This window comes from Leisingera coralii (assembly GCF_049056525.1).
Lineage (GTDB): Bacteria > Pseudomonadota > Alphaproteobacteria > Rhodobacterales > Rhodobacteraceae > Leisingera > Leisingera coralii.
Map to the genome: position 1 here is coordinate 23737 of NZ_JBHUPT010000071.1, position 24057 is coordinate 47793.

Here is a 24057-nt window from a genome sequence, read left to right on the forward strand (position 1 = left end):
CCGCAGCGGCGCAGTTTCGGCCTCACGCCTCCACAACAATGGCGGAGACTTCGCCATCCACATCGCGGCACGCCGCCAGCAGCCGCGGCATCAGATGAGACATGACGTAATTCGCATGGAACCGGCTTGGCGCCTTCAGCACCAGACGGCCGCCTGCCCTGCCGGACCGCTCCAGCCCCTGCACCCAGGACGCATAATTCGCCGGGTCCTCCGCATGCAGCACTGCCTTGGCCAGGCTCCACTCGCTGCCGTCCGAGACATCCGGTGCAGGCGGCGCCGCCCCGGGCCGCAAGGGCACCACATTGGGTGCAGGCTCGTCCGCGCCTTGCATCCGGTGCTCAAAGTCCGGCCCCACCGCCGCCCAGCGTTCCTGGGTATCCGCCAGCAGCCGCTCCAGGTCGATGCCGTATTCGGTAACCCGCCCGCGCGCGCCCTGGCGTTTCACCACCAGCCAGCCCATGCCGCGCAGCTTGGCCATCTCGCGCTTGACCGTGCGCTCGTCCACATCCCACAGCCGGGCGATTTCGCGCTGCCCGACGGCCAGCTCATCCCGCTGCCAGTTGTAGCGCGCGGTCATCAATGTCATGAAACGCAGCACCAGCTTCTGCGCCGTCTTGCCCTGGCCAAGCGCATAAGCCCCCATCGCCGTGAGGATATCGTATTTCAGCGCGGAGGCGTTGCGCCCCGCAGGCCGTTTGGCAAGCATTGCTGCCCCCGTTTCTCCCTCCCCTGCCTGTCCAGGCCGGGATATGCTGCCTCATATCTTCCCGGGCTGTTTTCCGGGAATTGCGCTGGCCGGTTTCGCTCCGAACTCAACGCTATTCGTTTGTTGTACCCGATTTGCGTCCGGAATTCCGATTCTGTCAAGCGCTGAGGGAAATTGAATTCAACCCCAATCCCTTTTTCGAAAGAAAAATTGGTATCTATGGTATGGGGGGACATGCAGGGTGTCCCCTATTCCGCCAGAAATGTCCCCCAATCTGCTGTGTCCGGGCCCGGGGTGTCCCCCTAAATCTGGCGTTCGGACACCGGAAAAACCCAATGAAACGAATCGCTTGGCGCTGGCCTGCCGAATCGCTCCCGTCCTTATTTCACAGGGCCTTCCGCAGATGTGTCCCCGCGGGGACAGGACGCTGATCCACACCATATTAGCTTTTGCGTTTTTTGCAAATTCGGCGTAAATGAATATTGAGGCTGAATTAGCGTCCGCAGGAAATGGACGCTGCCAAATAAGAACAACGTGCAGATCGAGGAGCAGTGATGTTTACGCACGAAGACCTGTCCAAAATGCAGGCCCAATCTCTCAAGATGCAAAGCTGGATTCGCCAGCAGACCTTCTCCCCCGAAATGGAAAAGACCCTGCGCCGGTTCTCCTCCTGGGAAGTGGCGGAGCTGATCTTCCGCGTCAACCAGTCGACCCTGCGGGGACGGCTGGCGGCTGACCCCTCGCTGCCGCAGGGCCATGTCGAGGAGGAAGGCCGCCAGCGCTGGTATTCGCTGGAGGAGATCAACGAGCTGCGCCGCCGCATCAAGATCAATCGCAAGTCCCTGCTGCCCAAGCGCCCCGCGGGGAAACGCGCCCTGCGGGTGGCAATCTCCAACTTCAAGGGCGGTGCCGGCAAATCCACCGTTGCCCTGCATTTCGCCCATGCCGCGGCGCTGGACGGCTACCGGGTGCTTTGCGTCGACTTCGACCCGCAGGCCACCCTCTCCCACTCCATGGGCCTCAGCGACGTCACCGAGGATTACACCGTCTGGGGCATCATGGCCCGCGACCTGGTGCGCGAGACCGAGCGGATGAACGCGTCCCTGCAGGGCGCCGAGTCCGGCACCGCCCTGCCCCAGCGCCAGCTGCCCGACGCGATCACCGGCATGGGGCTGCAGGACCTGCGGATCAGCGATTTCGTCAAGCCGACCAGCTGGCCGACCATCGACATCATCCCCTCCTGCGCCAACGCGGCGTTCGTGGAATTCGCCTCCGCCCAGTACCGGCACCTGAACCCGGAATGGTCGTTCTTCGCCGCGGTCTCCCGCTACCTCGACCAGCTTCCTTCCGAAGACTACGACCTGATGATCTTCGACTGCCCGCCCGCCATCGGCTACCAGTCGATGAACGCGGTGTTTGCTGCCGACATGCTTTATATCCCCTCCGGCCCCGGCTATTGGGAGTATGACTCCACCACCTCCTTCATCGGCCAGCTGTCCGAGGCGCTTGAGGATCTCTCCGCATTTAACGGCGTTGTCCCCGCGGGGACATTTGCACTGCCCAAGGTATTCCAGGACGTCCGCTTCCTCCTCACCCGTTACGAATCCGGTAACGATTTGCACCGTGCGATGCGTTCGGCATTCATGAAGGTGTTTGAGGGTAGAATGACCGAGCACCCGATCGAGATGACCCGCGCGGTCGAACAGTCGGGGCGGTTCCTGAGTTCCATCTACGAAATCGACTACCGGGATATGACACGCGAAACCTGGCGGCGCGCACGGGGGTCGTTTGACCAGGCCTATGACGAATTCAAGGCCTACGCGCTGGAAGCCTGGGAGAAACTGGAGGATGAGGCATGAGCAAGCGCAGAGTCTTCGACATCGACTTCACGCCCGACACCGGCAATGTCCCCGCGGGGACAGCACCGGAAAAGCCGGCCGGGAAACCGGCTGAGACCCGCCGCGGCCCGATGGCCACCGCGATTTCCGAGAACGCCGATGCATTGCGCAACCGGGCGGAGGTCGAGCAGAAAATCCGCGACGAAAACGACCGGCTGGCGCGGGAATTCGTGCGGCTGAAGAAGCTGGGCCTGGTGGTCGACCGGATCCCGCTCGGCAAGATCCGCATGGACAAGCTGATCCGCGACCGCAGCGACAAGCGCGACCCGGAGCTGGACGAGCTGAAGGAATCGATCAAGTCGGTGGGCCTGTCCAACCCGATCCGGGTGGAGGAACGCGGCGACGGCACCTATGAGCTGATCCAGGGCTACCGCCGGATGCGGGCCTATTTCTCGCTGCTCAGCGAAACCGGCGACGAGAGCTATGCGCATATCCCCGCGGGTTTGGTGGCCAAGGGCGACAGCCTGCAGGACCTCTACCGCCGGATGGTGGACGAGAACCTGGTGCGCCGTGACATCTCCTTTGCCGAGATGGCCCAGCTGGCGCTGCGCTATGCTGAGGACACCCAGACCGGGGCCGAGACCATCGAGGATGCGGTGAATGATCTCTATGCCTCCGCCGGGCGGCAAAAGCGGATCTATATCCGCCATTTCGCCCAGGTGCTGAGGGCGGTGGGCGACGCGCTGAAATTCCCGGAAGCGATCCCGCGGGCGCTGGGTCTGGACCTGAAGAAACGGCTGGAAGCGGATGCGATGAACGCCCAGGTGCTGCGCGATGCGCTGGCGCGGGTGCGGCCGGAAACCGAAGAGGCCGAGCTGGAGGTGCTGCGCAGCTTTGCCGAAGGCAAGCGCAAGAACGCGCCACGCTCCGCCGCCACGCCGCGTCCCGGTGTGGCCAAGACCACATTGCGCTGCACTGTCCCCGCGGGGACAGTCCGCTGCCAGGCGCGTGACGGCAAGATCGAGATGGCGATGGAACGCGACTTTTCGGAGATCGACCGGCACAAGCTGGAGGACGCCATCTCCGCCTTTTTTGCGGCCTTGGAAGACCAGGACTGACCTGCTGTCCCCGCGGGGACAGTCCGCTGCCAGGCGCGTGACGGCAAGATCGAGATGGCGATGGAACGCGACTTTTCGGAGATCGACCGGCACAAGCTGGAGGACGCCATCTCCGCCTTTTTTGCGGCCTTGGAAGACCAGGACTGACCTGCTGTCCCCGCGGGGACAGTTGCTAAAAACAGCGATGGCCCGGCAGAAATGCCGGGCTTTTTTATGTCTGATCCGCGTGTTTGAGCCTGTTTTGCGGCGCTGTCCCCGCGGGGACACCTCGGCGGCTTCCAGTGATGGCGGGCGTAATCTGCAAGCGAGAAGGCTGGGCGGCCCCGATGCGGCGAGTGATCTGCCGGCCGTGGCACGCCGCTGCTTGACCTGTCCCCGCGGGGACAGCGCGGCGAAACACATCGGGCAGATGCTGATTGCGGGTTCCCTGCAGCAAGCAATCTCCGCACCGTCGGATGGCTTTCGGGCCGCAGTGCCGGCACGCACCAGCCGCCGATTTCCCGTCTTGTCCCCGCGGGGACAGATGCGTGGTTGCCGCTGGCAAACCGCAATTTTGCGTTGGCAGCAGAGGTGTCCCCGCGGGGACAGAACCTGAAAACGGCTGCTCATTTAGCCCGCGGACAGCACTTGCAAGTGCATATCCCGGTCAAAAGCATCGGTGTCCCCGTGGGGGCAACCGGGTCAAACGCACGACGGCAGCGGGCAGAATTCCTGCCTGTCCCCGCGGGGACAGAACTCCGGCCATTGGCTCCGGAAGGGCGCAATCACCAGTGCAGCACTTGCCGCCAGTTCTGTAGGGTGGGCAATCTGCCCACCGCACAACGCCTGCAACCCGGCGTGTCCCCGCGGGGACAAGTGGACAGAACGGGCAGGGCAGGGGCGAAAATTTTGACTGTCCCCGCGGGGACAGGGAGCGGCCACCGGCTGCGATGGGCGGAACCGTGGCCTCCCGCTGCGCTTGGGCGGCGATTCCGCAGCGGAAAATTTGACTGCCAAGCAGCGCCCCGAAAGCCAATGTGTCCCCGCGGGGACAACCGCTTGAAACCGGCCGGGGATGTTCAAAACATCTGTCTGTCCCCGCGGGGACAGAATGCAAAAACACCTGCAAGAGTGGTGCGGTTTGAAGCAAAAGACCCGGCGCGGGGCCGGGTCCTGGTTCGATCTATAAAGCTGTCCCCGCGGGGACAGCAGGAGCTTATCCGGGGATCAGGAGGCGGTCAGTTCAGCACCTTGAACTCGATCCGCCTGTTCTTGGCCCGGTTTTGCGCGGTGTTGTTGGGCACCAGCGGCGTGGTCTCGCCATAGCCGACGGCCACCAGCCGCTCTGCCGGGATGCCCATCTGCTGCAGATAGCTGTTGACCGCCGCCGCGCGCTTCTCGCTCAATGCCATGTTCCAGGCCGCCTTGCCCTGGCTGTCGGTATGGCCGCCGACCTCGACAATCATGCCGGGGCAGCGGCGGATGATGTCCGACAGGCTCTCGAGGAAGCCGCGGGAGCTGGTGTCCAGCCGGGCGGTGGAGGGGGCGAAGTTGACGCTGCGGCTGCGCGACAGGATCTCGAACCGGCCGGTGCAGGCCTCGCGGCTGAAATCGCCGCTGGCCTCCAGCGCCGCAGAGGCGCCTGCGGTCACTGTCCCCGCCGGGACAGAAGCGGTGCCGGGGGCGGTGCGGTCAAACAGCAGATCCAGGCTCACCAGGCCCACGGGGGTGATGGTGACGCCCGCCGCTTCCTCCAGCTTCTCGCGGCCGGGGTTCAGCGCAAAATCCTCCAGCTTGAGAATGACCGGCTGCACGGTGGCCACGGCGACCCGGTCCTTGCCCAGCAGTGTTACCGCTACCGGCGCGGTCAGCCGGGCCTCGACCCCATGCAGCGACAGGGTGACCGGCAGCTCGATCTGCTTACGCTGCACTGCAGCGAGATCGGCGATCTGATCCGGATCGATGCGGGCGGTGATGGTGGCCTCGGGGTAGGTGAAGGTTTCAAAGAACAGGAACCGCATCCGCACGTTGCGCAGGTCGATGGAGGTGTCGACGGAATCCAGCGCGATATGGATTTTGGCGTCGCCCTGTTCGGAGATGCTGCCGGAGAAGGCGGCAAAGCGGCTCGATTCCGCAATGCTGCCTTTTTTAATCGATATAAAGCGGATGGCGGAGGATTCGGCATCCAGCTGCCAGCCGTGCTCAAACGGGCCGGAGGCCATGGCCGGGCGGAGGAGTAGCAGGAAAACTGTTAATATTGAAAGGGTTAATCGGAGCATGCGCGATCCATTCGGGTTGTCGGACGTGAATTCCCGGCCCGCGGGCAGGGATGGAAGATACCCCTCCAGTCTAACAGCAGGGTTGCTGCCGGGTGCAAGGGACGCGATAGTTTGGTAACGAAATACCCTTAATAATTGGGAAGCTGCTGCCGGTGACGGATGCCGGGGCAAGGAAGTGGAGCAGGTGCGTGCGAATTTTCGGGATGTGGATCCGGCTGGCTGTGCTGGCCGCCGCGGTGCTGGGCCTGGCCCGGGCCGCCTGGGCGGAGGAGCGGCTGGCGCTGGTGATCGGCAATTCGGCCTATGGGTCGGTGCAGCCGCTCGACAACCCGGGGCGGGACGCCCGGCTGATGGCCGAGACGCTGGAGCGGCTGGGCTTTGACGTCACCCTGGCGGTGGATGCGCGGCAGATCGAGATGAAACGCGCCATCGGCCGGTTCGGCCGCAAGCTGCGCGGGGCAGGGGAGGACGCCACGGGTCTGTTCTACTATGCCGGCCACGGGGTGCAGAGCTTTGGCAGCAACTACCTGCTGCCGGTCGATGTGGCGCTGGCGGATGCCGCGGATCTCGACCTGATGGCGGTGGAGGCGCAGTCGGTTCTGCGCCAGATGGCCTCTGCCCGCAACCGCACCAATATCGTGATCCTGGATGCCTGCCGCAACAACCCGTTTGAGGCGGTTGCCGATCTGAACGAAAGCGGCCTGGCGGAGATGAAGGCGCCGACCGGGACCTTCCTGGCCTATGCCACCGCGCCGGGCGATGTGGCGCTGGACGGGGAGGGGGAGAACAGCCCTTTCACCGAGGCGCTGGCGCGCGAAATCGTGGTGCCGGGGGCGCCGGTGGAGCAGGTGTTCAAACAGGTGCGCCGGGCGGTGCTGGAGCAGAGCGGCGGCAGCCAGACGCCCTGGGACACGTCTTCGCTGGTCAGTGACTTCACCTTTGCCGCGGCAGAGCCGGAGGCGGTGATGAGCGCCGCGGAGATCGAGGAGGCGCAGATCTGGCGCTCGGTCGAGGCATCGCGCGATGCGATGCAGATCATGCTGTTCCTGCGCGGCTATGGCGACGGCAAATATGCCGATGAGGCCCGCGCGCTGCTGGCCAGCCTGATGGAAGAGGAACTGCACGGCGGTACCGGTGCTGCGGTTGCGGCTGCTCCGGAGGAGCCTGCACCTGCAGCCGCCCCGGCGGCAGCACCGGATGCCGAGACGGCGATGTACCAGGCCGCACAGGGCGATGGCAGCAAGGCCGCCTATGAGGCCTATCTGATGGCTTACCCGGAGGGCCGGTTTGCGGAAATGGCAGCCGCTGAGATTGCGGCTCTGGCGGCCGGGACAGGCCAGGACCCGCAGGCAGGCGTGGAGACGCCCCCCGCGGCGGCTGAGCCCGCGCCGGAAGCCGTGAAGCTGGCGGAAAGCGGGCCGATCACCTATGCCAGTCCGCTGGACACCGATGCGGCGGCGATTTCCGGCCTGACTCTGGCCGAGGCAGTGACCCGGTCGCCCTCGTTTCCGCCGGTCGAAGGGCTGCCGGAGAGCTATTGGAAGGACCAGTCCTGCAGCGCCTGCCACCAATGGACGCGGGAGCGGCTGTGCACCCAAGGCAATACCTATCTGAGCCTCAACATGCAGCGCTCGCTGGGCAAGCAGCACCCCTTTGGCGGCGCGCTGAAACAGGCGCTGAAGAGCTGGGCCGCGGGCGGCTGCCAGTAGCGGTCAGCGCGCTTGCCGGAGTAGGGCAGGGGAATGCGCCCGCGCAAGCAGGCGCAGCGCAGTGCTGCACACGGCGGTTTTCCCGGTGAGTGGCAGCTATTGGCCTTGGGGCGCGGGGGGCCGCTTGCGGGCTGTTTGCGCCGGAGCATTTCAGAGGGCGGATTGGCGGGGCTGAATGGCCTGAGGCAGGGAGGTTACTGCTGTCCGGGTGTTTGTGCCTATACTGATGGCATACGTACTTTGACTGGTAGGCCTCCCATGAGTTTTCTTTGTAAAAAGTCTCGCCGTTTCAGCGCTGTTTTCGGATCCTTGTGCCTGTCCTGCGCCCTAGCCCTTCCCGTGCAGGCGGCACGGGACAGGTTCGATCCGTCGGAGCCTTGCGAAACCGTCCTGGTTTACGAGGATGTGGTCGACAAGGTTCTCGTAGGGGCCTGGGTCTCAGGCTACTTGGCCAAGGCCGAGGGGCGGCTCAGGGTCATGGGGCCGGATGAATTGGGGAATATTCTCAAGGTGCTGCAGAATTTGTGCAGCAGCAATCCGGGCGCGCGGTTCAGTGCCCTGGCTGAGCAGATCGCGCAAAAGGCGGCGGCAACTCCGCGGTCACAGGCATCAGTGGCGGGGCGGCAGCTGCTCCGGCGCTTTTTCGAAGCCGGAGCCGATCATGCGGCGCTGACCGCCAGCCTGAAACCGGCTCCCGGCGATGTGCGCGCGGTTTATTCCGAGCCGCTGGCGAGCCGGCTGATTGCCTCATACGAACAGCTGTTCCAGCCCGGGGCGGCGATCCGGCCGAAACCGGAGCATGAGGACCTGATCACCATTTTCACCACCACGGGTGAACTGCGGTCCGGAGCATCTGTGCTGGGCGAGTTTCCCGGCGGCTACAAAAAGGTATTGCCGCATTTCATTGCTGATGTGCCTATCGGGCGGTTCAAGTTCGTCAAGCCAGGGGAGTCCCGGGGCTTGGCTTTCGACGGCCTGATTTTCGTCAACGGGCGCTGGGTGCTAATGCCGAAACCCTGGCGCGGGCTGGAGTGAGCTGACCCAGCACACAACGGTGCTCCGGCTTGCTGGGGCGAGGGTCACGGCGCGTGGGTGGTGATCAGGAAGTAGACCCATTCACCTTTGAAATCAGGGTGTTCGGCGCGGGCCTCGGCCACTTGGGTGCGCAGGAAATCGAGGTAGGGCTCTGCGGGCTCGCTGAGCGGGCGGGTGCCGTCATACAGCGGGTGCGAGGCGGCGAAGGCGACGGCGATTTCCTGGCCGTAGGGCGGGCCGACGGAGATTTGCAGGCCCGGGTCTCCGGCCTCCTTGGCGCCGACGCGCAAGGCGCTTTTGGGGGCGGCCTCCGTCAGCGGCACCAGTTCGTTCGGGCTGAGGTGCAGGACCGCGCCGCCGGCGTCGAAATAGTCGACATAGACGTAAGCCGGGTAGTCCGGCGCGGTGAGGTCGAAGAACAGCCGATCGCCGCCGGAATAGTCGAGCACCCGGGCGTGGGCGTCTGCCCCGACCAGCAGCGGGTTGGTGATCTGGTCGGTGCTTTGCGGCAGGCCGACGCTGGAGATCCCGGCCAGCGCGCCGCATTGCGGGCGGGGCAGCAGGCGCATCTGGTCGGAGACGGTGATATCGGCGCCCATCTGCGCTTGCAGCGCCGCCAGGACCGGGCTGCGCAACCCGTCTTCGGGCAGGTGGCCGCGGACCTCCAGCGTGGCGGTTTCGGGGACAAAGGCGACCTGCAGGCGGGAGCAGGGGACGGCGGCGAGGATGCCGGAAACGCCGTCACGCAACGGATCGCCCTCGGCCACGGCATCGCCGGGTTGCATGAAGCTTTGGAACGCGGCGAGGGAGACCGGGTCGATGTCGCCGCTGCCGCCCTGGAACGCCAGCGCGGCCTTGATGCGGGGGGCGTCCGGGAGGACGGATGGCGTTTGGCGGGAGGGCGGAATGGTATTCGCCAGCGGTGCGGAAACAGGCTGCGCCTCGGCACTCGGCTGGCTGGCGGGAGCGGTCTGCGGCAGGGTTGCCGCGTTGGGCCGGGCTGTTGCGGCGGCGGTCAGCGGAGCGGCTGTGTTTGCCAGCGCGATGGCGGGTTCCTGCGCGGCGGCCAGCAGAACCGGGGCAGCGGTGGCGGCGGTGGCCGGTTGCACCGCGGCTGCTGCCGGGGCCGCCTGCTGCAAGGCGGCTTGGGCCGGGGCAGCCTGGGCTGACTGCGGCTCAGCCACTTGGGCCGACTGTGCCGCCGGGCGGACGCCGGGCAGGCGGGCGGCGGGCGCGGAGGCGCTGGCAAGTTTGTTAGAGGGGGCGTGGGCAGGAGCGGCCGCAGGGGCCCGGGCGGCAGCGGGGGCAAGGCTGGCTGCTGGCGGGGCGGCGGAGGCGAGGCGGTCTGCTGCGGGTGTCTTTGGCTGGGCCCTGGATAGCGGGATGCTGCCTGCGGCGAGGCCTTGGCTTTGTGCCTGGGACTCAGGGGCTTGCTCGCCTTCCGGTGTCTGCGGAACGGCCTCGGACCGCGGGATGCGGTGGGCTTGCAGGTTGAGGTTGCTTTGCGGGGTGGGCTGCTGCGGCAGCGGATCGGGGGTGAGCGAGATCAGCAGCGCGGCGGCGCCGCCGGCGTGGACCAGGGCGGAGGCTGCGAGCCCCAGCGCCCATATGGCCGGGGCGCGCATCACCCGTCCGTTTCCGGGGTGACCACCAGCACCACGTCCCGGAATCCCAGCGCCTCGCCCGCGGCGACCAGCGGCAGCACGTTGCGCAGCTCAGCCGCGCGGTGGGCGTTGATGCGCAGGCGCAGCTCCGGGTCTTCTGCCAGCAGGGCTGAGAGGGCAGGGGAGAGGGTCTCGCGGGTGAATTCCTCGCCGTCCAGTGCCAGGGCGCCCTGGGCGGAGATGGCCAGGGTGATGCCGCCCGAGGGCATGTCGCGGCCGGTGACGGCGGTGGCGGGGCGGACATCGAAGGGGGCGGTCGCGTCCATCCGGCCAATCAGCATGAAGAACACCAGCAGGAAAAACACCACGTCGATCAGGGCGATGATGGTTTCCGTGTGCGGATTGCGGGCCGGGCGGTTGAGCCTCATTGGGACGCCTCCAGCCGCAGGACGCGCAGGCGGGTGACGCCGGCCAGCGCGGCGCTGTCCATCACGGTGATCAGCGCCTGGGTCTGGGCGGCGCCGGAAGGGAGGATCACCACCTGGGTGAGCGGTTCCTCGGCGACGGCAGAGGCGAGGGTGGCGCGGAGGGTGTCCTGATCCAGTCCGGTGCCGCGCAGCACGGGCACGCCGTCGGCGCCGAGGCGGATCATCAGGGTGCCTGCCGGGCCTTGGGGGCTGGCGGCAGTGGCCTCAGACGGTTTCACCGCCGGGATCATGTCGAGGTTCAGATAGGTGGAGGTCACCATGAAGAACACCAGCAGGATCAGCATCACGTCGATCATCGGCACCAGCGAGATCAGGGCGCGGGGCCGGGAGGGGCGGTTGATCGTCATGGCAGATCCCCTCCGTGTCAGCGCGACCCGTCTATCAGCAGCAGGCGGCCGGCGGCGTTTTCGATGGCCTGGGCGGCGGCGTCGATGCGGGACGCAAACAGGCCGGCGGCGACGGCGGCGGGGATGGCGACCATGAGGCCCGCGGCGGTGGTCAGCAGCGCTTGCCAGATGCCGCCCGCCAGAACCGAGGCATTGGCGGCGCCTTGCGCCAGCTCCAGCTCCTGAAAGGACTGGATCATGCCCAGGACGGTGCCGAGCAAGCCAAGGAGCGGGGCGACCATGGCGATCAGCTCCAGCAGGCGGATGAAGGAATTCATGCGGCTGACTTCCTCATTGCCGCGGCGCTGCAGTTCGTCCTGCAGCAGCGGGCCGCGCAGACCCTCCTGCAGGGACTGCATGGCATAGGCCATCACCCGGCCGGCGGGGGATTTGTCCGTCTCGATGCTTTGCTGAGCACGTTTGCGGTCGCCTTCCTTCCACAGGCCCAGGGCCTGCTCGCGGGCCTCGCCGCCGGAGCGCACCGGCCAGAGCTGGATCAGCTTGACCGCGATCACGGTGATCGACAGCAGCGACATCAGCGCCAGAAGCGCAATCACCGGGCCGCCGGTGCCGAGCATTTCCCAGGTGCCGCTCATGGCTTATTTCACCAGCGGCGCGGCGGCGCGGGAGCCGAGCTCGAGGATCGGGAAACAGTCCATCTGCTCCTCGTTCTGGGGCTGGCAGGAGGTGATGTCGTGCAGCAGGATCTCGGAGATGTTGCCGCAGGCGATTTCCGGGATTTCAAAGAGTTTCAGGGTGGTGCGCTGCACCGGCAGCGGGGCGGCGTCGATCGACAGCAGCCGGTCGATCACCCCCTGGCCGTCGAGGATGGCGAGCGACATTTCAAAGCCTTCGAAGCTTTTGCCGGTCTGGTTGCGGAACAGGAAGAAGGCGCGGCAGCCGCCGCCCTCGATTTCTTCGGTCTTGTTCAGCTCGACCCGCAACGGGCCTGTTTCAGCCGCGGCGGCGAGCGGCAGGCAGACCAGGGCGAGGGCAGTCAGCAGGCGGTTCAAGGGCATCACTGTCTCCGGGTTCCGGTTATCGTTGGCCAGCCCGCGGCACGCGGATTGGTTCCTTGGGTCGGACCAATTCGGTCAGACCAGTGCGGTCAGCGCCTTTTCGATGCGGTCCATGGCATCGCGGGCGGAGTCGAGGTCGCGGCGTTTCAGGTGGCGCGCGGCGACATGCAGGGCGCGGCCCAGCCGGTCGCGGACCTTGCCGGGCGCGCGGGCGACATTGGCCTGCAGCGACTGGGCGCGCTTGACCTGGGCGCCGAGCGAGCGCTGGTCCATCTCGCGCTGGCCGCGCTTCATCGCCTTGCCCTCGTCCTCGCGGTCCTTGCCGATGCGGGCGATGGCGCGTTCGATCACCACGATCATCGTCTCCGCCTCCTGCAGGCGGCCCTTGTTGATCAGGCTGACGGATTTTGCCAATGCGCGCTTGAGCTTCAGCTCCAGCGGCCCGGGCGCCAGGCCGATGCGCGGCTGGATGCGCTTGAGGCGGCGTTTCAGCGGCGCGACCGCTTTGGGGTCGATGCCGGAAGCGGAGATGTCGGAGGCGTCTTCCTCTGTCACCTGGCCTTCGGGGGCTTCGGGTTTGAGGCTGTCCAGGAGGTTGCCGCCGTCGTCGTAGAACAGCACGTTTACCTTGGCCGGGTTGCGCTTGAGGAATTTCTTGAGTTCGGTGACCATGCGCTGCGGCGCGCTTTCGCAGATCATCTCCATATCGCCGGAGCGCACGACATAGGTGCCCCAGGCCATGGGCGGGCCGCCGCCTTCCTTTTTCATCGGGGTTTTCAGGGTTTCCGGTTTCTTGCCCGGCTGGATCATCAGGAGCGGGTCCTTGCTCTGGTCCAGGCAGAAGGCGAAGCTCATCCGCTTCTTGGCGCCTTCGCGGACCATCGCTTTGACTTCCTTGCCGGAAATGCGCTCAATACTCATTATTCACCCGCCGCAAAAAGCTATGAAAACATTTGACTTTAGGATGCCGATAAGGCTCACTTGGGGTCAAGTTTTAGTTTGAGATTAGGGCATCCTTAACCGCCAGTTCTGAAAAGGGTGGGGGGATGTTTGACGTTACGTTAATAGTGTCCGCAAAACCGGAAGAACAAGCGGGGGGGCAATTAGATGGATCCGGCAGTATTACTGCAGTCCAAAGGGGACGATGCGCCCAGCGGCGAGAACCTCGAATACGATCCAGCCTTCACCGAGATGGAGCTGGCTGCGCAGCCCGGGGAAGAATCCGTTGTGGGCAACGAAACCATCGAGGCCACGGATCCGGATTACCGCGAAGTTCAGAAGAAGGCGCTGGAAGTGCTGGAGCGCAGCCACGACCTGCGCGCGGCGGTGTTCCTGGGCGATGCGCTGCTGCATTCCGAGGGGCTGACCGGGTTTGCCGATGTCACCACCTATATCCGCGGCTGCCTGGAGGAGTTCTGGGAGACCTGCCATCCGGAGCTGGACGAGGATGACGGCGACCCGACGATGCGGATCAACGCGGTGCAGGACCTGTGCGGCCAGCCGGACGGCATGGCGGGGGCGTCGCCGCTCTACCGCTCGCTGCGGCGGGCGCCTCTGACCGAAAGCCGCGGCTTCGGCCGGTTCTCCCTGCGCGAGATCGAGGTTGCCGAAGGGGTGATGACCGCGCCGGCGGACATGGAGCACATTCCGGACACCGCCACCATCGGCGCCGCCTTCCAGGACAGCGATGAGGAGATCATCGCCGAGCGGCTGGCGGCCATCGAGACGGCGGAGGAGAACGTCCGGGCGATCTCGGCGGTGTTCGATGAGCAGACGCCGGGGCAGGGGCCGGACCTGAGCGCGCTGATCAAGCTGCTGCAGCAGGTCGCCAAGCGCATCCGCGACTATGGCAACGTGAGTGCCGGCGGCGGGGCCGCCGAAGAGGACGCTGCCGATGACGGCGCGGCGGAAGAGGCCGGAGCGGCCGCCGCCCCGGTTGCAGCAGGCGGACGGGCAGCGCCGGGGGCGATCAATTCGCCCGCGGATGTGTCCAACGCGCTGGACCGGATCATCGGCTATTACCGGCGGGCAGAACCGTCGAGCCCGCTGCCGATCCTGCTGGAGCGGGCCAAACGGCTGGTGGGGGCCGACTTCCTCACCATCATGAACGACATGGCGCCGCAGGGGGTGGACAACGTCAACCTCATTGGCGGCATCGAAGACGACGACGACTGACGGACACGGGCGTTTCTGCGGCGGACCCCCGCTGCAGCGCCCGTGACAGCAAGACGAGTAAGGAGACCTAGATGGCCGGAAGTTCACAGAAATTCATTGCACGCAACCGGGCCCCTCGGGTCCAGATCGAATATGACGTGGAGCTGTATGGCGCCGAGAAGAAGGTGCAGCTGCCGTTTGTGATGGGCGTGATGAGCGACCTGGTGGGCAAATCCGAAGTGGAGCAGCCCGCCGTCGCCGACCGCAAGTTCCTGGAAATCGACGTGGACAACTTCGATGACCGGATGAAGTCGATGGCGCCGCGTGCCGCCTTTACCGTGCCCAACACGCTGACCGGCGAGGGCAACCTGGCGGTCGACATCACCTTCGAGAGCATGGACGATTTCAAGCCCGCCGCGATCGCCGCCAAGGTGGAGCCGCTGCGCGAGCTGCTGGAAGCCCGCACCCAGCTGTCGAACCTGATGACCTACATGGACGGCAAGACCGGCGCCGAGGACCTGATCTCCAAGATCATACAGGATCCGAGCCTGCTGAAAACCCTGGCCGCGCAGCCGAAGCCCGGCGGCGACGCCGACAGCGAAGAATAATAGGGGAGGACAAAGATGGCTGAAGAAGAACTCCAGGCGGAAGCCGCTGCCGGTGAAGCCGCCTTTGGCTCTGCCGAATTCGCCAACCTGCTGCAGAAGGAATTCCGCCCCAAGTCGGACCAGGCCAAGACCGCTGTCGAAAGCGCGGTCAAGACCCTGGCCGAACAGGCGCTGGCAAACTCTGCGCTGATTTCCGATGACGCGCTGCGCTCGATCGAGAGCATCGTGGCGGAGATCGACAAGAAGCTGACCGAGCAGGTGAACCTGATCCTGCACAACGAGGAATTCCAGCAGCTGGAAAGCGCCTGGCGCGGCCTGCACTATCTGGTCAACAACACCGAGACCGATGAGCAGCTGAAGATCCGGGTGATGCCGATCACCAAGAAGGAAATGTCGAAGACCCTGAAGAAATTCAAGGGGACGGCCTGGGATCAGTCGCCGCTGTTCAAGAAGATCTACACCGAAGAATTCAGCCAGCTGGGCGGCGAGCCCTATGGCTCTTTGGTGGTGGACTACCATTTCGACCATTCGCCGCCGGACATCGAGCTGCTGGGCGAGCTGTCCAAGATCGCCGCGGCCGCGCATGCGCCGCTGATCGCCGGCGCCAAGCCGACGCTGTTCCAGATGGACAGCTGGGCGGAACTGTCGAACCCGCGTGATCTGACTAAGATCTTCCAGACCCCGGAATATGCCGCCTGGCGGTCGCTGCGTGACAGCGAAGACGCCAAATATGTCGGCCTGGCGATGCCGCGCTTCCTGGGCCGCTTGCCCTATGGCTCCAAGACCGACCCGGTGGAGGAGTTTGCCTTTGAGGAAGACACCGCAGGCGCGACCAGCGACAAGTACGGCTGGGTCAATGCGGCCTATGGCATGGCGGTGAACATCACCCGTTCGTTCAAGATGTACGGCTGGTGCTCGCGCATCCGCGGGGTGGAAAGCGGCGGCACGCTGGAGAACCTGCCCTCGCACACCTTCCCGACCACCGATGGCGGCGTCGATCAGAAATGCCCGACCGAGATTGCCATCGACGACCGGCGCGAGGCGGAGCTGGCGAAGAACGGCATGATGCCGCTGATCCACCGCAAGAACACCGATGTTGCGACCTTCATGGGGGCGCAGTCGCTGCACAAGCCGGCCGAATATGACGATCCGGACGCCACCGCCAACGCCAACCTGGGCGCGCGGCTGCCGTATCTGTTCGCCACATGCCGGTTCGCGCACTATCTGAAGTGCATGGTGCGGGACAAGGTCGGCTCGTTCAAAAGCCGCCAGGACATGGAATCCTGGCTGCAGGACTGGATCAACAACTATGTTGACTTCAACGCGGATATCTCCTCGGAGAACGAGAAGGCGCGCAAGCCTCTGGCCGCAGCCGAAGTGGTTGTGGAAGAGGTCGAGGGCAACCCGGGGTATTACACCTCGAAATTCTTCCTGCGCCCGCATTACCAGCTCGAGGGGCTTTCCGTCTCGCTGCGGCTGGTATCGAAACTGCCCTCGGAAAAAGGAGGCTGATTTTCCACTCCCCAGCCTCAAACACTCATAGTGCAGTAGAGTTCTTAATTTTTGAAAGGATAGCAAAATGGCTGCAAATATGTTCGTACAGATCTCGGACATCACCGGTGATGCAACCGAGGAGAACCACAAGAAGTGGATCGTCGTCCAGTCTGCCAGCTGGAACGTTGAGCGCGCTGTCGAGATGACCGACCTGGGCTCGACCCAGCGGATGCACGCAAACTCGAACTTCGGCAAGATCGAGCTGACCTCGCAGATGGGCAAGGCCTCGAACGACCTGGCGCTGTCGGTGGCAAACGGCACCGTGCGTCCGGAAATCATCATGCACTGGTGCCGCTCGGGCGACAGCGCCAGCCAGGGCCTGCTGGTCTACTCGATCTGGAAAATGAAGGACGTGGTTGTCGACAGCTACTCGATCTCGGCAAGCGAGGACGGTATTCCGGAAGAAACCTGGTCGCTGGCCTATGCCTCGATCGAGCACGAGTACAAGTCGACCGATCAGAAGACCGGTAAACTCACCACTGAAGGCACCTTCAAGTGGAACGTGCAGACCGGCAAGGTCGAGTAAGACTTTTGGCTGGCCCCGGGCGTATTTGCGCCCGGGGTCCGTTTTTTCTGAAGCATTTGCAGCATCCAGTCCTAGTTGCGGAGTAGAGCCCCATGACACCCGAAGAGCATCTGAAGGCCGGTGATCCCAGGGCGGCGCTGGAGGCGCTGCAGCAGAAAATCAGGGCGGACGCGAGCAACGCCAAGCTGCGGGTCTTCCTGTTTCAGCTGCTCTGTGTGCTGGGCGACTGGACCCGGGCGATTGCCCAGCTGAAGGCGGCGGCGGGGCTGGATGAAGGCGCCACGGTGATGGCGCAGGCCTACCGCGAGGCGATCATCTGCGAGGTCTACCGCGAGAAGGTCTTTGCCGGTGAGAAATCGCCGCTGATCCTGGGCGAGCCGGAGGAATGGCTGGCGCATCTGATCGAGGCGCAGAAACTGCTGGCGCAGGGCAATCCCAAGGAAGCTGCGGAACTGCGCGCCAAGGCTTTTGAGGCGGCGCCGGCCAGCCCGGGCGAGATCAACGGCAAGCGGTTCGAATGGATTGCCGATGCCGACATGCGGCTGGGGCCGGTGCTGGAGACCATCGTCAACGGCAAATACTACTGGCTGCCGTTTACGCAGATCGTCTCGTTCGAGGCGGAGGAGCCGAGCGACCTGCGCGATGCGGTCTGGACCGCCGGCACGCTGACGCTGGCGGGCGGCGGCGCGGTGGCGGCGATGATCCCGACCCGTTACCCGGGGTCTGAGAAGGCCGACGGGCTGTCGATGCTGGCGCGCGCCACCGTGTGGGAGGATGCCGGCGAGGAAACCTATACCGGTCTGGGACAGCGGCTGCTGACGATCGGGGAAGAGGACATTGCCATCATGGATGTGCGCACACTCCGGATGGATGGGCATGACGTAGAAAATGGCTGACAAGACACTGGCCGAGCGCCTGCAGCCCTCGCTGCTGGACCGGCTGACCGACAATGCACCTGGCGATCTGAAGGAAACCCGCGAGAGCCGGGTGATCGATCTTGTGCGGCTGCGGGAAATCATTCAGCGCGATCTGTCTTGGCTGCTGAACACCCAGAATGTGGAAAGCCATTTCGATGCGGAGAAATACCCGTCGGTGTCGGCCTCGGTGCTGAACTACGGGCTGGTGGAAGTGGCGGGCGAAGCCTCGACCACCGAGAAGGCGGAGGCGATCCGCCGGTCGATCAAGCAGGCGATAGCTACCTATGAGCCGCGGATCATCGACGGTTCGGTCGATGTGCGGCTGCAGGAGGGGACGGATGCCACCGAGATGACCGTCGGCCTGGAAATCCGCGCCGACATGTGGGCGCAGCCGATGCCGCTGGAGCTGTACCTGCGCAGCAAGGTCGACCTGACCACCGGCGAAGTGGAAATGGAAAGGGCGCTGTGAGATGGATACACGGCTGCTGACCCATTACGAGAACGAGCTGAACTATCTGCGCGACATGGGCGCGGAGTTCGCCGCCGCCTATCCCAAGATCGCCGCGCGGCTGGGGATGGAAGGGGTTGAGGTTCTTGACCCTTACGTGGAGCGGCTGCTGGAGGGCGCCGCCTTTCTGACCGCGCGGGTGCAGCTGGAGCTGGAGCTGCAGTATCCGAACTTCACCTCGAACCTGCTGGAGATCATCTATCCGCATTACCTGGCGCCGACGCCGTCGATGATGATTGCGGCGTTTGAGCCGGATGCGGCGAACTCGGCGGTGAAAAGCGGCTATGTGCTGCCGCGCGGCTCTACCTTGAGGTCGCGGCTGACCGAGGGGGAGCAGACGCCCTGCGAGTTCCGCACCGCCGCCGATCTGACGATGTGGCCGATCGAGATCACCGAGGCGCAGTATATCGACGGGCGCGGCGAGCTGGTCGCGGCGGGTGTGGCCACCGGCTATGACGCGCGGGCGGGCATCCGGCTGCGCATCAAGCGGATCGACGGCGACCCGATCAGAAAATTGCAGATGGACAGGCTGTCGCTGTACCTGTCCGGCAGCGCGGGCAACAGCTGGCCGCTGCTGGAACTCTTGTGCACCCAGGTGCAGGGCATCGTGGCGCGTTCCACCGACCGGCGGGCGGACTGGCAGCTGCCGCTGCGCGGCGCCAGGGTAGTGCAAAAGGGCTTTGGCCAGGATGAGGCGCTGTTGCCGCTGCCGCGCCGGGTCTATGACGGCTACCGGCTGCTGCAGGAATATTTCGCGATGCCGGAGCGGTTCCGCTTTGTCGAGCTGCAGGGGCTGCGGGCGGGGCTGGAGAAATCCGCGGGCAATGAGGTGGACCTTTACATCCTGCTGCGCGAGGGGATGTCCGAGGTTGCCCCGATCGTGGTGCCGGAGGTGTTCCAGCTGAACGCGGTGCCTGCGGTGAACCTGTTCGAGAAACGCTGCGACCGGGTGCGGATCGCGCCGATTGATACCGAGCATCACGTGATCCCGAACCGCACCGCCGGGCTGGATTTCGAGGTCTACGCGCTGCAAAGCGTGGTCGGGATCAGCGGCGAGGGCGAGGATGACGTGGTGTTCCGCCCGTTCTATTCCGCCAATGACTTTACCGCCGCGGGCGAAAGCCACCCGGCCTATTACACCGTCAAGCGGCGGATGCGGCAGCGGTCGGAGAAGGAGCGTCTGCGCGGGGTGCGCAGCTCTTATCTGGGGTCGGAGGTGTTCCTGACGCTGGTCGACCGGTCGCAGGTGCCGTACTCCTCTGGTCTGGAGCAGCTGGCGGTGACCGCGCTGTGCACCAACCGCGACCTGCCGATGCTGCTGGCCACCGGTAATGACGATGTCTTCCACCTGCCCGAGGGCGGGCCGGTCAAGAAGGTGACGCTGCCGGTGTCGCCGACCCGCCCGCATCCGACGCTGGCGCAGGGGGATACCGCCTGGCGGCTGATCTCGCACCTCAGCCTCAACTACGTGTCGATTGCCGAAACCGGCAAGGGCCAGTCGGCGGAGGCGCTGCGCGAGCTGGTCGGGCTGTATGCCCCTTTGGGCGACCGGGTGACCGAGAAGCAGCTGGAAGGCATCCTGTCGGTGGGCGCGCGGCCCATCGTGCGGCGGATGAGCGATGAGATCCTGTCCACCGCGGTGCGCGGGCTGGAGATCACCCTGGGCTTTGACGAGAGTTTTTTTGAAGGCAGCAACATCTACGCGCTGGGGGCCGTGCTGGAGCGGTTCTTCCGCGGTTATGCCAGCATCAACTCATTCACGGAGACCGTCCTGAAAACTGAAAAACGCGGGGAAATTGCCAGATGGCGACCGGAAAAGGGCCTTGGCCGGATGATCTGAGCCTCTATGGCCGGCTGGCCATGGAGCCTGAGAAACACCACGTTTTTCAGGCCCTGAGGGTATTGGAGGCGCATTTCGATGAGGCCCCCCGGCTTGGCGAAAGCCGCCGCCCGCGCGAGGACAGGCTGCGGCTGGGGCAGGAGGCGGAGCTGGCCTTTCCGCCCTCGACCATTGCTGCATTCAAACCGGCGGAAGGGGACAAGCCCGCGGTGCTGACCAACCGGTTCTTCGGCCTGTTCGGGCCGCAAGGGCCGCTGCCGCTGCACCTGACCGAATACGCCCGCGACCGCAAACGCAATCACCGCGACCCGACGATGGTGGCCTTTGCCGATATGCTGACGCACCGGCTGATGAGCCTGTTGTACCGGGCCTGGACGCAAGGCTCGCCCGCCGTCAGCTTTGACCGTGCCGATGATCCGATGGCGCGCAAGGTGGCGTCGCTGATCGGCTATAATGGCTTCAAGTTTGGTGACCGGGACGACATGCCCGACCTGGCCAAGCTGCATTTTGCCGGCCACCTGGCCCGCGGCGCGAAGAACCCGGAAGGGCTGGTGTCGATCCTGGCGGCGTTTTTCGAGGTGCCGGTTTCCCTGGAGGAATACATCGGCAGCTGGCTGGAGCTGGAGCCGGATGACCGCTGGGGGCTGGGCTATGGCGGGCTGGGGCAAAGCACCAGCATCGGCGAGAAGGTGTGGAGCCGCACCGCCAAGTTCCGCATCCGCATCGGGCCGCTGACGCTGAAGGATTACGAGCGGCTGCTGCCGGGCGGTGATGCGCTGAAGCGGCTGCGCGCCATCGTGCGGTCGTATGCCGGCGATGTTCTGGACTGGGACGTGAACCTGGTGCTGGCGGGCGATGAGGTGCCGCGGGCATCCCTGGGCGGCACCACCCGGCTGGGGCACACCAGCTGGATCCGCTCGCGCCCGGATCCGGATGCGGACCAGCCGGACGTGAATGATTTATACCTGTACCCGGGATTTGGCGCCGGGGCTGAAGAGCGAGTAGAGGGAGGGATTTGAGATGACCGAGATCAGCCGCGTGGCGCTGTTTGGCAAGCTGAACAAGCTGGGATACCAGGCCGTTGAAAGTGCAACCGTGTTCTGCAAGATGCGCGGAAACCCCTATGTCGAGCTGGTGCATTGGATGCATCAGCTCTTGGCGCAGCAGGACAGCGACCTGCACCGGATCATCCAGCATTACGACCTGGATGCGGGCAAGATTGCCACCGAGCTTACCCGCGCCCTGGACATGCTGCCGCGCGGCGCCTCGACGATCTCGGACCTTTCCGATCACCTGATGGATGCGATGGAACGCGGCTGGGTCTGGGGCTCGCTGCTCTACTCCTCGGGCCATGTGCGCAGCGGCCATCTGCTGCTGGGGATGCTGAAGACGCCGGCGCTGCGCAATATCCTGTCGACCATGTCGCCGGAGCTGGCCAGGATCGGCGCGGATGATCTGGCCGACAACTTCAATGAGGCGACCGATGGCTCGCCCGAGGAACGGCTGGGGGCGCAGGACGGCTCCAACGTGACCGGCGGCGGGGCCGAGCCGGGCGAGGCTTCTTCGGCGATGGCGCCGGGCGCGATGGGCAAGGGCGAGGCGCTGGAGCAGTTCTGCACCGACCTGACCGAACAGGCCCGCAACGGCGAGATCGACCCCATCGTGGGCCGGGACGAGGAAATCCGCCAGATCGTCGACATCCTGATGCGGCGGCGGCAGAACAACCCGATCCTGACCGGCGAGGCCGGGGTGGGCAAGACCGCGGTGGTCGAGGGCTTTGCCCTGCGGATCGCGCGCGGCGACGTGCCGCCCAGCCTGCATGATGTGCGGCTGCTGGCGCTGGATGTGGGGCTGCTGCAGGCCGGTGCCTCGATGAAGGGCGAGTTTGAAAACCGCCTGCGCCAGGTGATTGACGAGGTGCAGGCGAGCCCGGTGCCGATTGTGATGTTCGTGGATGAAACCCACACGCTGGTGGGGGCAGGGGGCGCGGCCGGCACCGGCGACGCGGCCAACCTGCTGAAACCGGCGCTGGCGCGCGGCACCCTGCGCACCATCGGCGCGACCACCTGGGCCGAATACAAGAAGTACATCGAGAAAGACCCCGCGCTGACCCGGCGCTTCCAGGTGGTCAAGATCGATGAGCCGGATATCCCCAAGGCGGTCCTGATGATGCGCGGCATCGCCTCGATGCTGGAACAGCACCACCGGGTGCAGGTGCTGGATGAGGGGATCGAGGCCGCCGTCAGCCTTTCGGCCCGCTATATCCCGGCGCGGCAGCTGCCCGACAAGTCGGTGAGCCTGCTGGATACGGCTTGCGCGCGGGTGGCGGTGAGCCAGCATGCGGTGCCGGCCGAGGTTGATGACAGCCAGCGCCGGATCGAGGCACTGACCACCGAGCTGGAGATCATCGGCAGGGATGAGACCGCAGGGTATGAGGTCGCCGACCGGCGCGAGGCGGTGGAGGCGGCCAAGTCCGCTGAGGAGGAACGGCTGGCCGGGCTGACCGAGCGCTGGGACAAGGAAAAGGCGGTGGTCGAAGGCATTCTGGACCTGCGCGCCAAGCTCCGGGAGGGGGCCGCGCCCGTGGATGATGCCGGGGATGCCGGCGACGACGCTGCGGAGGGCGCCGCCGATAGCCCGCTGACGGAGGATGAGCGCGCCGAACTGATGCAGCAGCTGAAGGACAAGAACGCGGAGCTGGAAGCGCTGCAAGGCGACTCGGCGCTGATCCTGCCGATTGTCGACCACCAGGCGGTGGCCTCGGTGGTGGGCGACTGGACCGGCATTCCGGTGGGCCGCATGGTCAAGGATGAGATCGAGACCATCCTGAACCTGGAAGAGCGGCTGGCCCAGCGGGTGATCGGCCAGGACCACGCGATGAAGATGATCGCCAAGCGGATCCAGACCAGCCGCGCAGGCCTCGACAACCCCAACAAGCCGATCGGTGTGTTCATGCTGGCAGGCACCTCTGGCGTGGGTAAGACCGAAACCGCGCTTGCGCTGGCCGAGGTGCTGTATGGCGGTGAGCAGAATGTCATCACCATCAACATGTCGGAATACCAGGAGGCCCATACCGTCAGCTCGCTGAAGGGGGCGCCGCCGGGCTATGTCGGCTATGGCGAGGGCGGGGTGCTGACCGAGGCGGTGCGGCGCAAGCCCTATTCGGTGGTGCTGCTGGACGAGGTCGAAAAGGCGCACCCGGATGTGCATGAGATCTTCTTTCAGGTCTTCGACAAGGGCGTCATGGAAGACGGCGAGGGGCGCGTGATCGACTTCAAGAACACGCTGATCCTGCTCACGTCGAATGTCGGCACCGAGACGATCATGGATCTGTGTTCGGACCCGGACCTTATGCCGGAGCCGGAGGGCATGGCGAAAGCCCTGCGCGATCCGCTGCTCAAGGTGTTCCCGCCGGCACTGCTGGGGCGTCTGGTGACGATCCCCTATTACCCGCTGTCGCCGGACATGATTGCCGAGATCACCAAGCTGCAGCTGGGCCGCATCCAGAAGCGGGTCGAGGAGGCGCACGGGGTGCCGTTCTCGTACAGCGGCGAAGTGGTCGACAAGATTGTCGAGCGCTGCCAGGAGCTGGAATCCGGCGGCCGGATGATCGACGCCATCGTCACCAATTCGATGCTGCCGGACATTTCCAACGAGTTCCTGCGCCGCCTGATGGAGGGCGAGGAAGTCAAGAAGGTCGAGATCGGCGTCACGGACGGGGAGTTTTCATACGCGTTTGATTGACACAGCGCCGGTGACCCGGCCTGCGCCGCAAGTTGATGAGTAAAC

21 protein-coding genes and 1 pseudogene are annotated in these 24057 nt (G+C 65.2%); 14 read left to right on the forward strand and 8 right to left on the reverse strand.

The annotated features are described in order from the left end of the window. Window positions 1-22 precede the first annotated feature (22 nt). A complete protein-coding gene (locus ACFMBG_RS20250; protein ID WP_421056487.1) occupies window positions 23-706 on the reverse strand; it encodes a DnaA N-terminal domain-containing protein in 684 nt (227 codons plus the stop codon). Window positions 707-1260: 554 nt separating this feature from the next. Here ACFMBG_RS20250 and ACFMBG_RS20255 point away from each other — a divergent pair. The 3 genes and pseudogenes from ACFMBG_RS20255 to ACFMBG_RS20265 form a co-directional block, all read left to right on the forward strand. Then, window positions 1261-2565, forward strand: coding sequence for an AAA family ATPase (locus tag ACFMBG_RS20255; protein ID WP_421056488.1), 1305 nt, complete (start codon window positions 1261-1263; stop codon window positions 2563-2565). Then, the gene (locus tag ACFMBG_RS20260) at window positions 2562-3662 is read left to right on the forward strand and encodes a ParB/RepB/Spo0J family partition protein (RefSeq protein WP_421056489.1); all 1101 of its coding nucleotides are present in this window, start codon (window positions 2562-2564) and stop codon (window positions 3660-3662) included. Before ACFMBG_RS20255 ends, ACFMBG_RS20260 begins: the two co-directional genes overlap by 4 nt. 6 nt (window positions 3663-3668) lie before the next feature. Next, a pseudogene (locus ACFMBG_RS20265) lies at window positions 3669-3809 on the forward strand (replication protein); the annotation flags it as partial. Window positions 3810-4879: 1070 nt separating this feature from the next. On the opposite strand, the gene ACFMBG_RS20270 reads toward ACFMBG_RS20265, so the two are convergent. Beyond that, window positions 4880-5863, reverse strand: a complete 984-nt coding sequence (locus ACFMBG_RS20270) for an OmpA family protein (protein WP_421056490.1) — start codon at window positions 5861-5863, stop codon at window positions 4880-4882. A gap of 245 nt (window positions 5864-6108) precedes the next feature. On the opposite strand from ACFMBG_RS20270, the gene ACFMBG_RS20275 reads away from it, so the two are divergent. Together ACFMBG_RS20275 and ACFMBG_RS20280 are read left to right on the forward strand one after the other, a co-directional pair. Next, on the forward strand, window positions 6109-7629 hold the full coding sequence (locus ACFMBG_RS20275; protein ID WP_421056491.1) for a caspase family protein: 1521 nt from the start codon (window positions 6109-6111) through the stop codon (window positions 7627-7629). A gap of 33 nt (window positions 7630-7662) precedes the next feature. Further along, window positions 7663-8664, forward strand: coding sequence for a hypothetical protein (locus ACFMBG_RS20280; protein ID WP_421056492.1), 1002 nt, complete (start codon window positions 7663-7665; stop codon window positions 8662-8664). A 44-nt stretch (window positions 8665-8708) separates the two neighbouring features. On the opposite strand, the gene ACFMBG_RS20285 is transcribed toward ACFMBG_RS20280, so the two are convergent. The 6 genes from ACFMBG_RS20285 to ACFMBG_RS20310 all read right to left on the reverse strand — a co-directional run bounded on the left by ACFMBG_RS20285 (window position 8709) and on the right by ACFMBG_RS20310 (window position 13082). Next, complete coding sequence (locus ACFMBG_RS20285) at window positions 8709-10289, reverse strand: DUF4384 domain-containing protein (RefSeq protein ID WP_421056493.1); 1581 nt, start codon at window positions 10287-10289, stop codon at window positions 8709-8711. Further along, complete coding sequence (locus ACFMBG_RS20290; protein WP_421056494.1) at window positions 10289-10696, reverse strand: ExbD/TolR family protein; 408 nt, start codon at window positions 10694-10696, stop codon at window positions 10289-10291. Before ACFMBG_RS20290 ends, ACFMBG_RS20285 begins: the two co-directional genes overlap by 1 nt. Then, window positions 10693-11103, reverse strand: a complete 411-nt coding sequence (locus ACFMBG_RS20295; RefSeq protein ID WP_421056495.1) for an ExbD/TolR family protein — start codon at window positions 11101-11103, stop codon at window positions 10693-10695. Before ACFMBG_RS20295 ends, ACFMBG_RS20290 begins: the two co-directional genes overlap by 4 nt. A gap of 17 nt (window positions 11104-11120) precedes the next feature. Further along, window positions 11121-11738: a MotA/TolQ/ExbB proton channel family protein gene (locus tag ACFMBG_RS20300; RefSeq protein WP_421056496.1), complete on the reverse strand. Its 618-nt coding sequence runs from the start codon at window positions 11736-11738 to the stop codon at window positions 11121-11123. Between the two features lie 3 nt (window positions 11739-11741). Next, window positions 11742-12161: a hypothetical protein gene (locus ACFMBG_RS20305; RefSeq protein ID WP_421056497.1), complete on the reverse strand. Its 420-nt coding sequence runs from the start codon at window positions 12159-12161 to the stop codon at window positions 11742-11744. Between the two features lie 75 nt (window positions 12162-12236). Further along, complete coding sequence (locus ACFMBG_RS20310; RefSeq protein ID WP_421056498.1) at window positions 12237-13082, reverse strand: hypothetical protein; 846 nt, start codon at window positions 13080-13082, stop codon at window positions 12237-12239. Between the two features lie 186 nt (window positions 13083-13268). On the opposite strand from ACFMBG_RS20310, the gene tssA reads away from it, so the two are divergent. The 9 genes from tssA to tssH all read left to right on the forward strand — a co-directional run bounded on the left by tssA (window position 13269) and on the right by tssH (window position 24012). Then, window positions 13269-14336 (forward strand): type VI secretion system protein TssA, encoded by a 1068-nt coding sequence (gene tssA, locus ACFMBG_RS20315; protein ID WP_421056499.1) that lies wholly within the window; start codon window positions 13269-13271, stop codon window positions 14334-14336. 71 nt (window positions 14337-14407) lie between these two features. After that, entirely contained in the window at window positions 14408-14923 is a 516-nt protein-coding gene (gene tssB / locus ACFMBG_RS20320) for a type VI secretion system contractile sheath small subunit (RefSeq protein ID WP_027260175.1), read from the forward strand. A gap of 15 nt (window positions 14924-14938) precedes the next feature. Beyond that, a complete protein-coding gene (tssC, locus tag ACFMBG_RS20325) occupies window positions 14939-16435 on the forward strand; it encodes a type VI secretion system contractile sheath large subunit (RefSeq protein WP_421056500.1) in 1497 nt (498 codons plus the stop codon). Between the two features lie 79 nt (window positions 16436-16514). Further along, the gene (locus tag ACFMBG_RS20330) at window positions 16515-17003 is read left to right on the forward strand and encodes an Hcp family type VI secretion system effector (RefSeq protein ID WP_421056501.1); all 489 of its coding nucleotides are present in this window, start codon (window positions 16515-16517) and stop codon (window positions 17001-17003) included. Between the two features lie 92 nt (window positions 17004-17095). Then, window positions 17096-17899 carry a type VI secretion system accessory protein TagJ gene (locus tag ACFMBG_RS20335; protein ID WP_421056502.1) on the forward strand — a complete coding sequence of 268 codons (804 nt, stop codon included), beginning with the start codon at window positions 17096-17098 and terminating at the stop codon, window positions 17897-17899. Next, complete coding sequence (tssE, locus tag ACFMBG_RS20340) at window positions 17892-18389, forward strand: type VI secretion system baseplate subunit TssE (RefSeq protein WP_421056503.1); 498 nt, start codon at window positions 17892-17894, stop codon at window positions 18387-18389. The genes ACFMBG_RS20335 and tssE overlap by 8 nt, the downstream gene beginning before the upstream one ends. A gap of 1 nt (window position 18390) precedes the next feature. Then, the gene (tssF, locus tag ACFMBG_RS20345; protein ID WP_421056504.1) at window positions 18391-20268 is read left to right on the forward strand and encodes a type VI secretion system baseplate subunit TssF; all 1878 of its coding nucleotides are present in this window, start codon (window positions 18391-18393) and stop codon (window positions 20266-20268) included. Next, window positions 20232-21287 (forward strand): type VI secretion system baseplate subunit TssG, encoded by a 1056-nt coding sequence (gene tssG, locus ACFMBG_RS20350; protein ID WP_421056505.1) that lies wholly within the window; start codon window positions 20232-20234, stop codon window positions 21285-21287. Before tssF ends, tssG begins: the two co-directional genes overlap by 37 nt. A 1-nt stretch (window position 21288) precedes the next feature. Continuing rightward, window positions 21289-24012, forward strand: coding sequence for a type VI secretion system ATPase TssH (tssH, locus tag ACFMBG_RS20355; protein WP_421056506.1), 2724 nt, complete (start codon window positions 21289-21291; stop codon window positions 24010-24012). Window positions 24013-24057 lie beyond the last annotated feature (45 nt).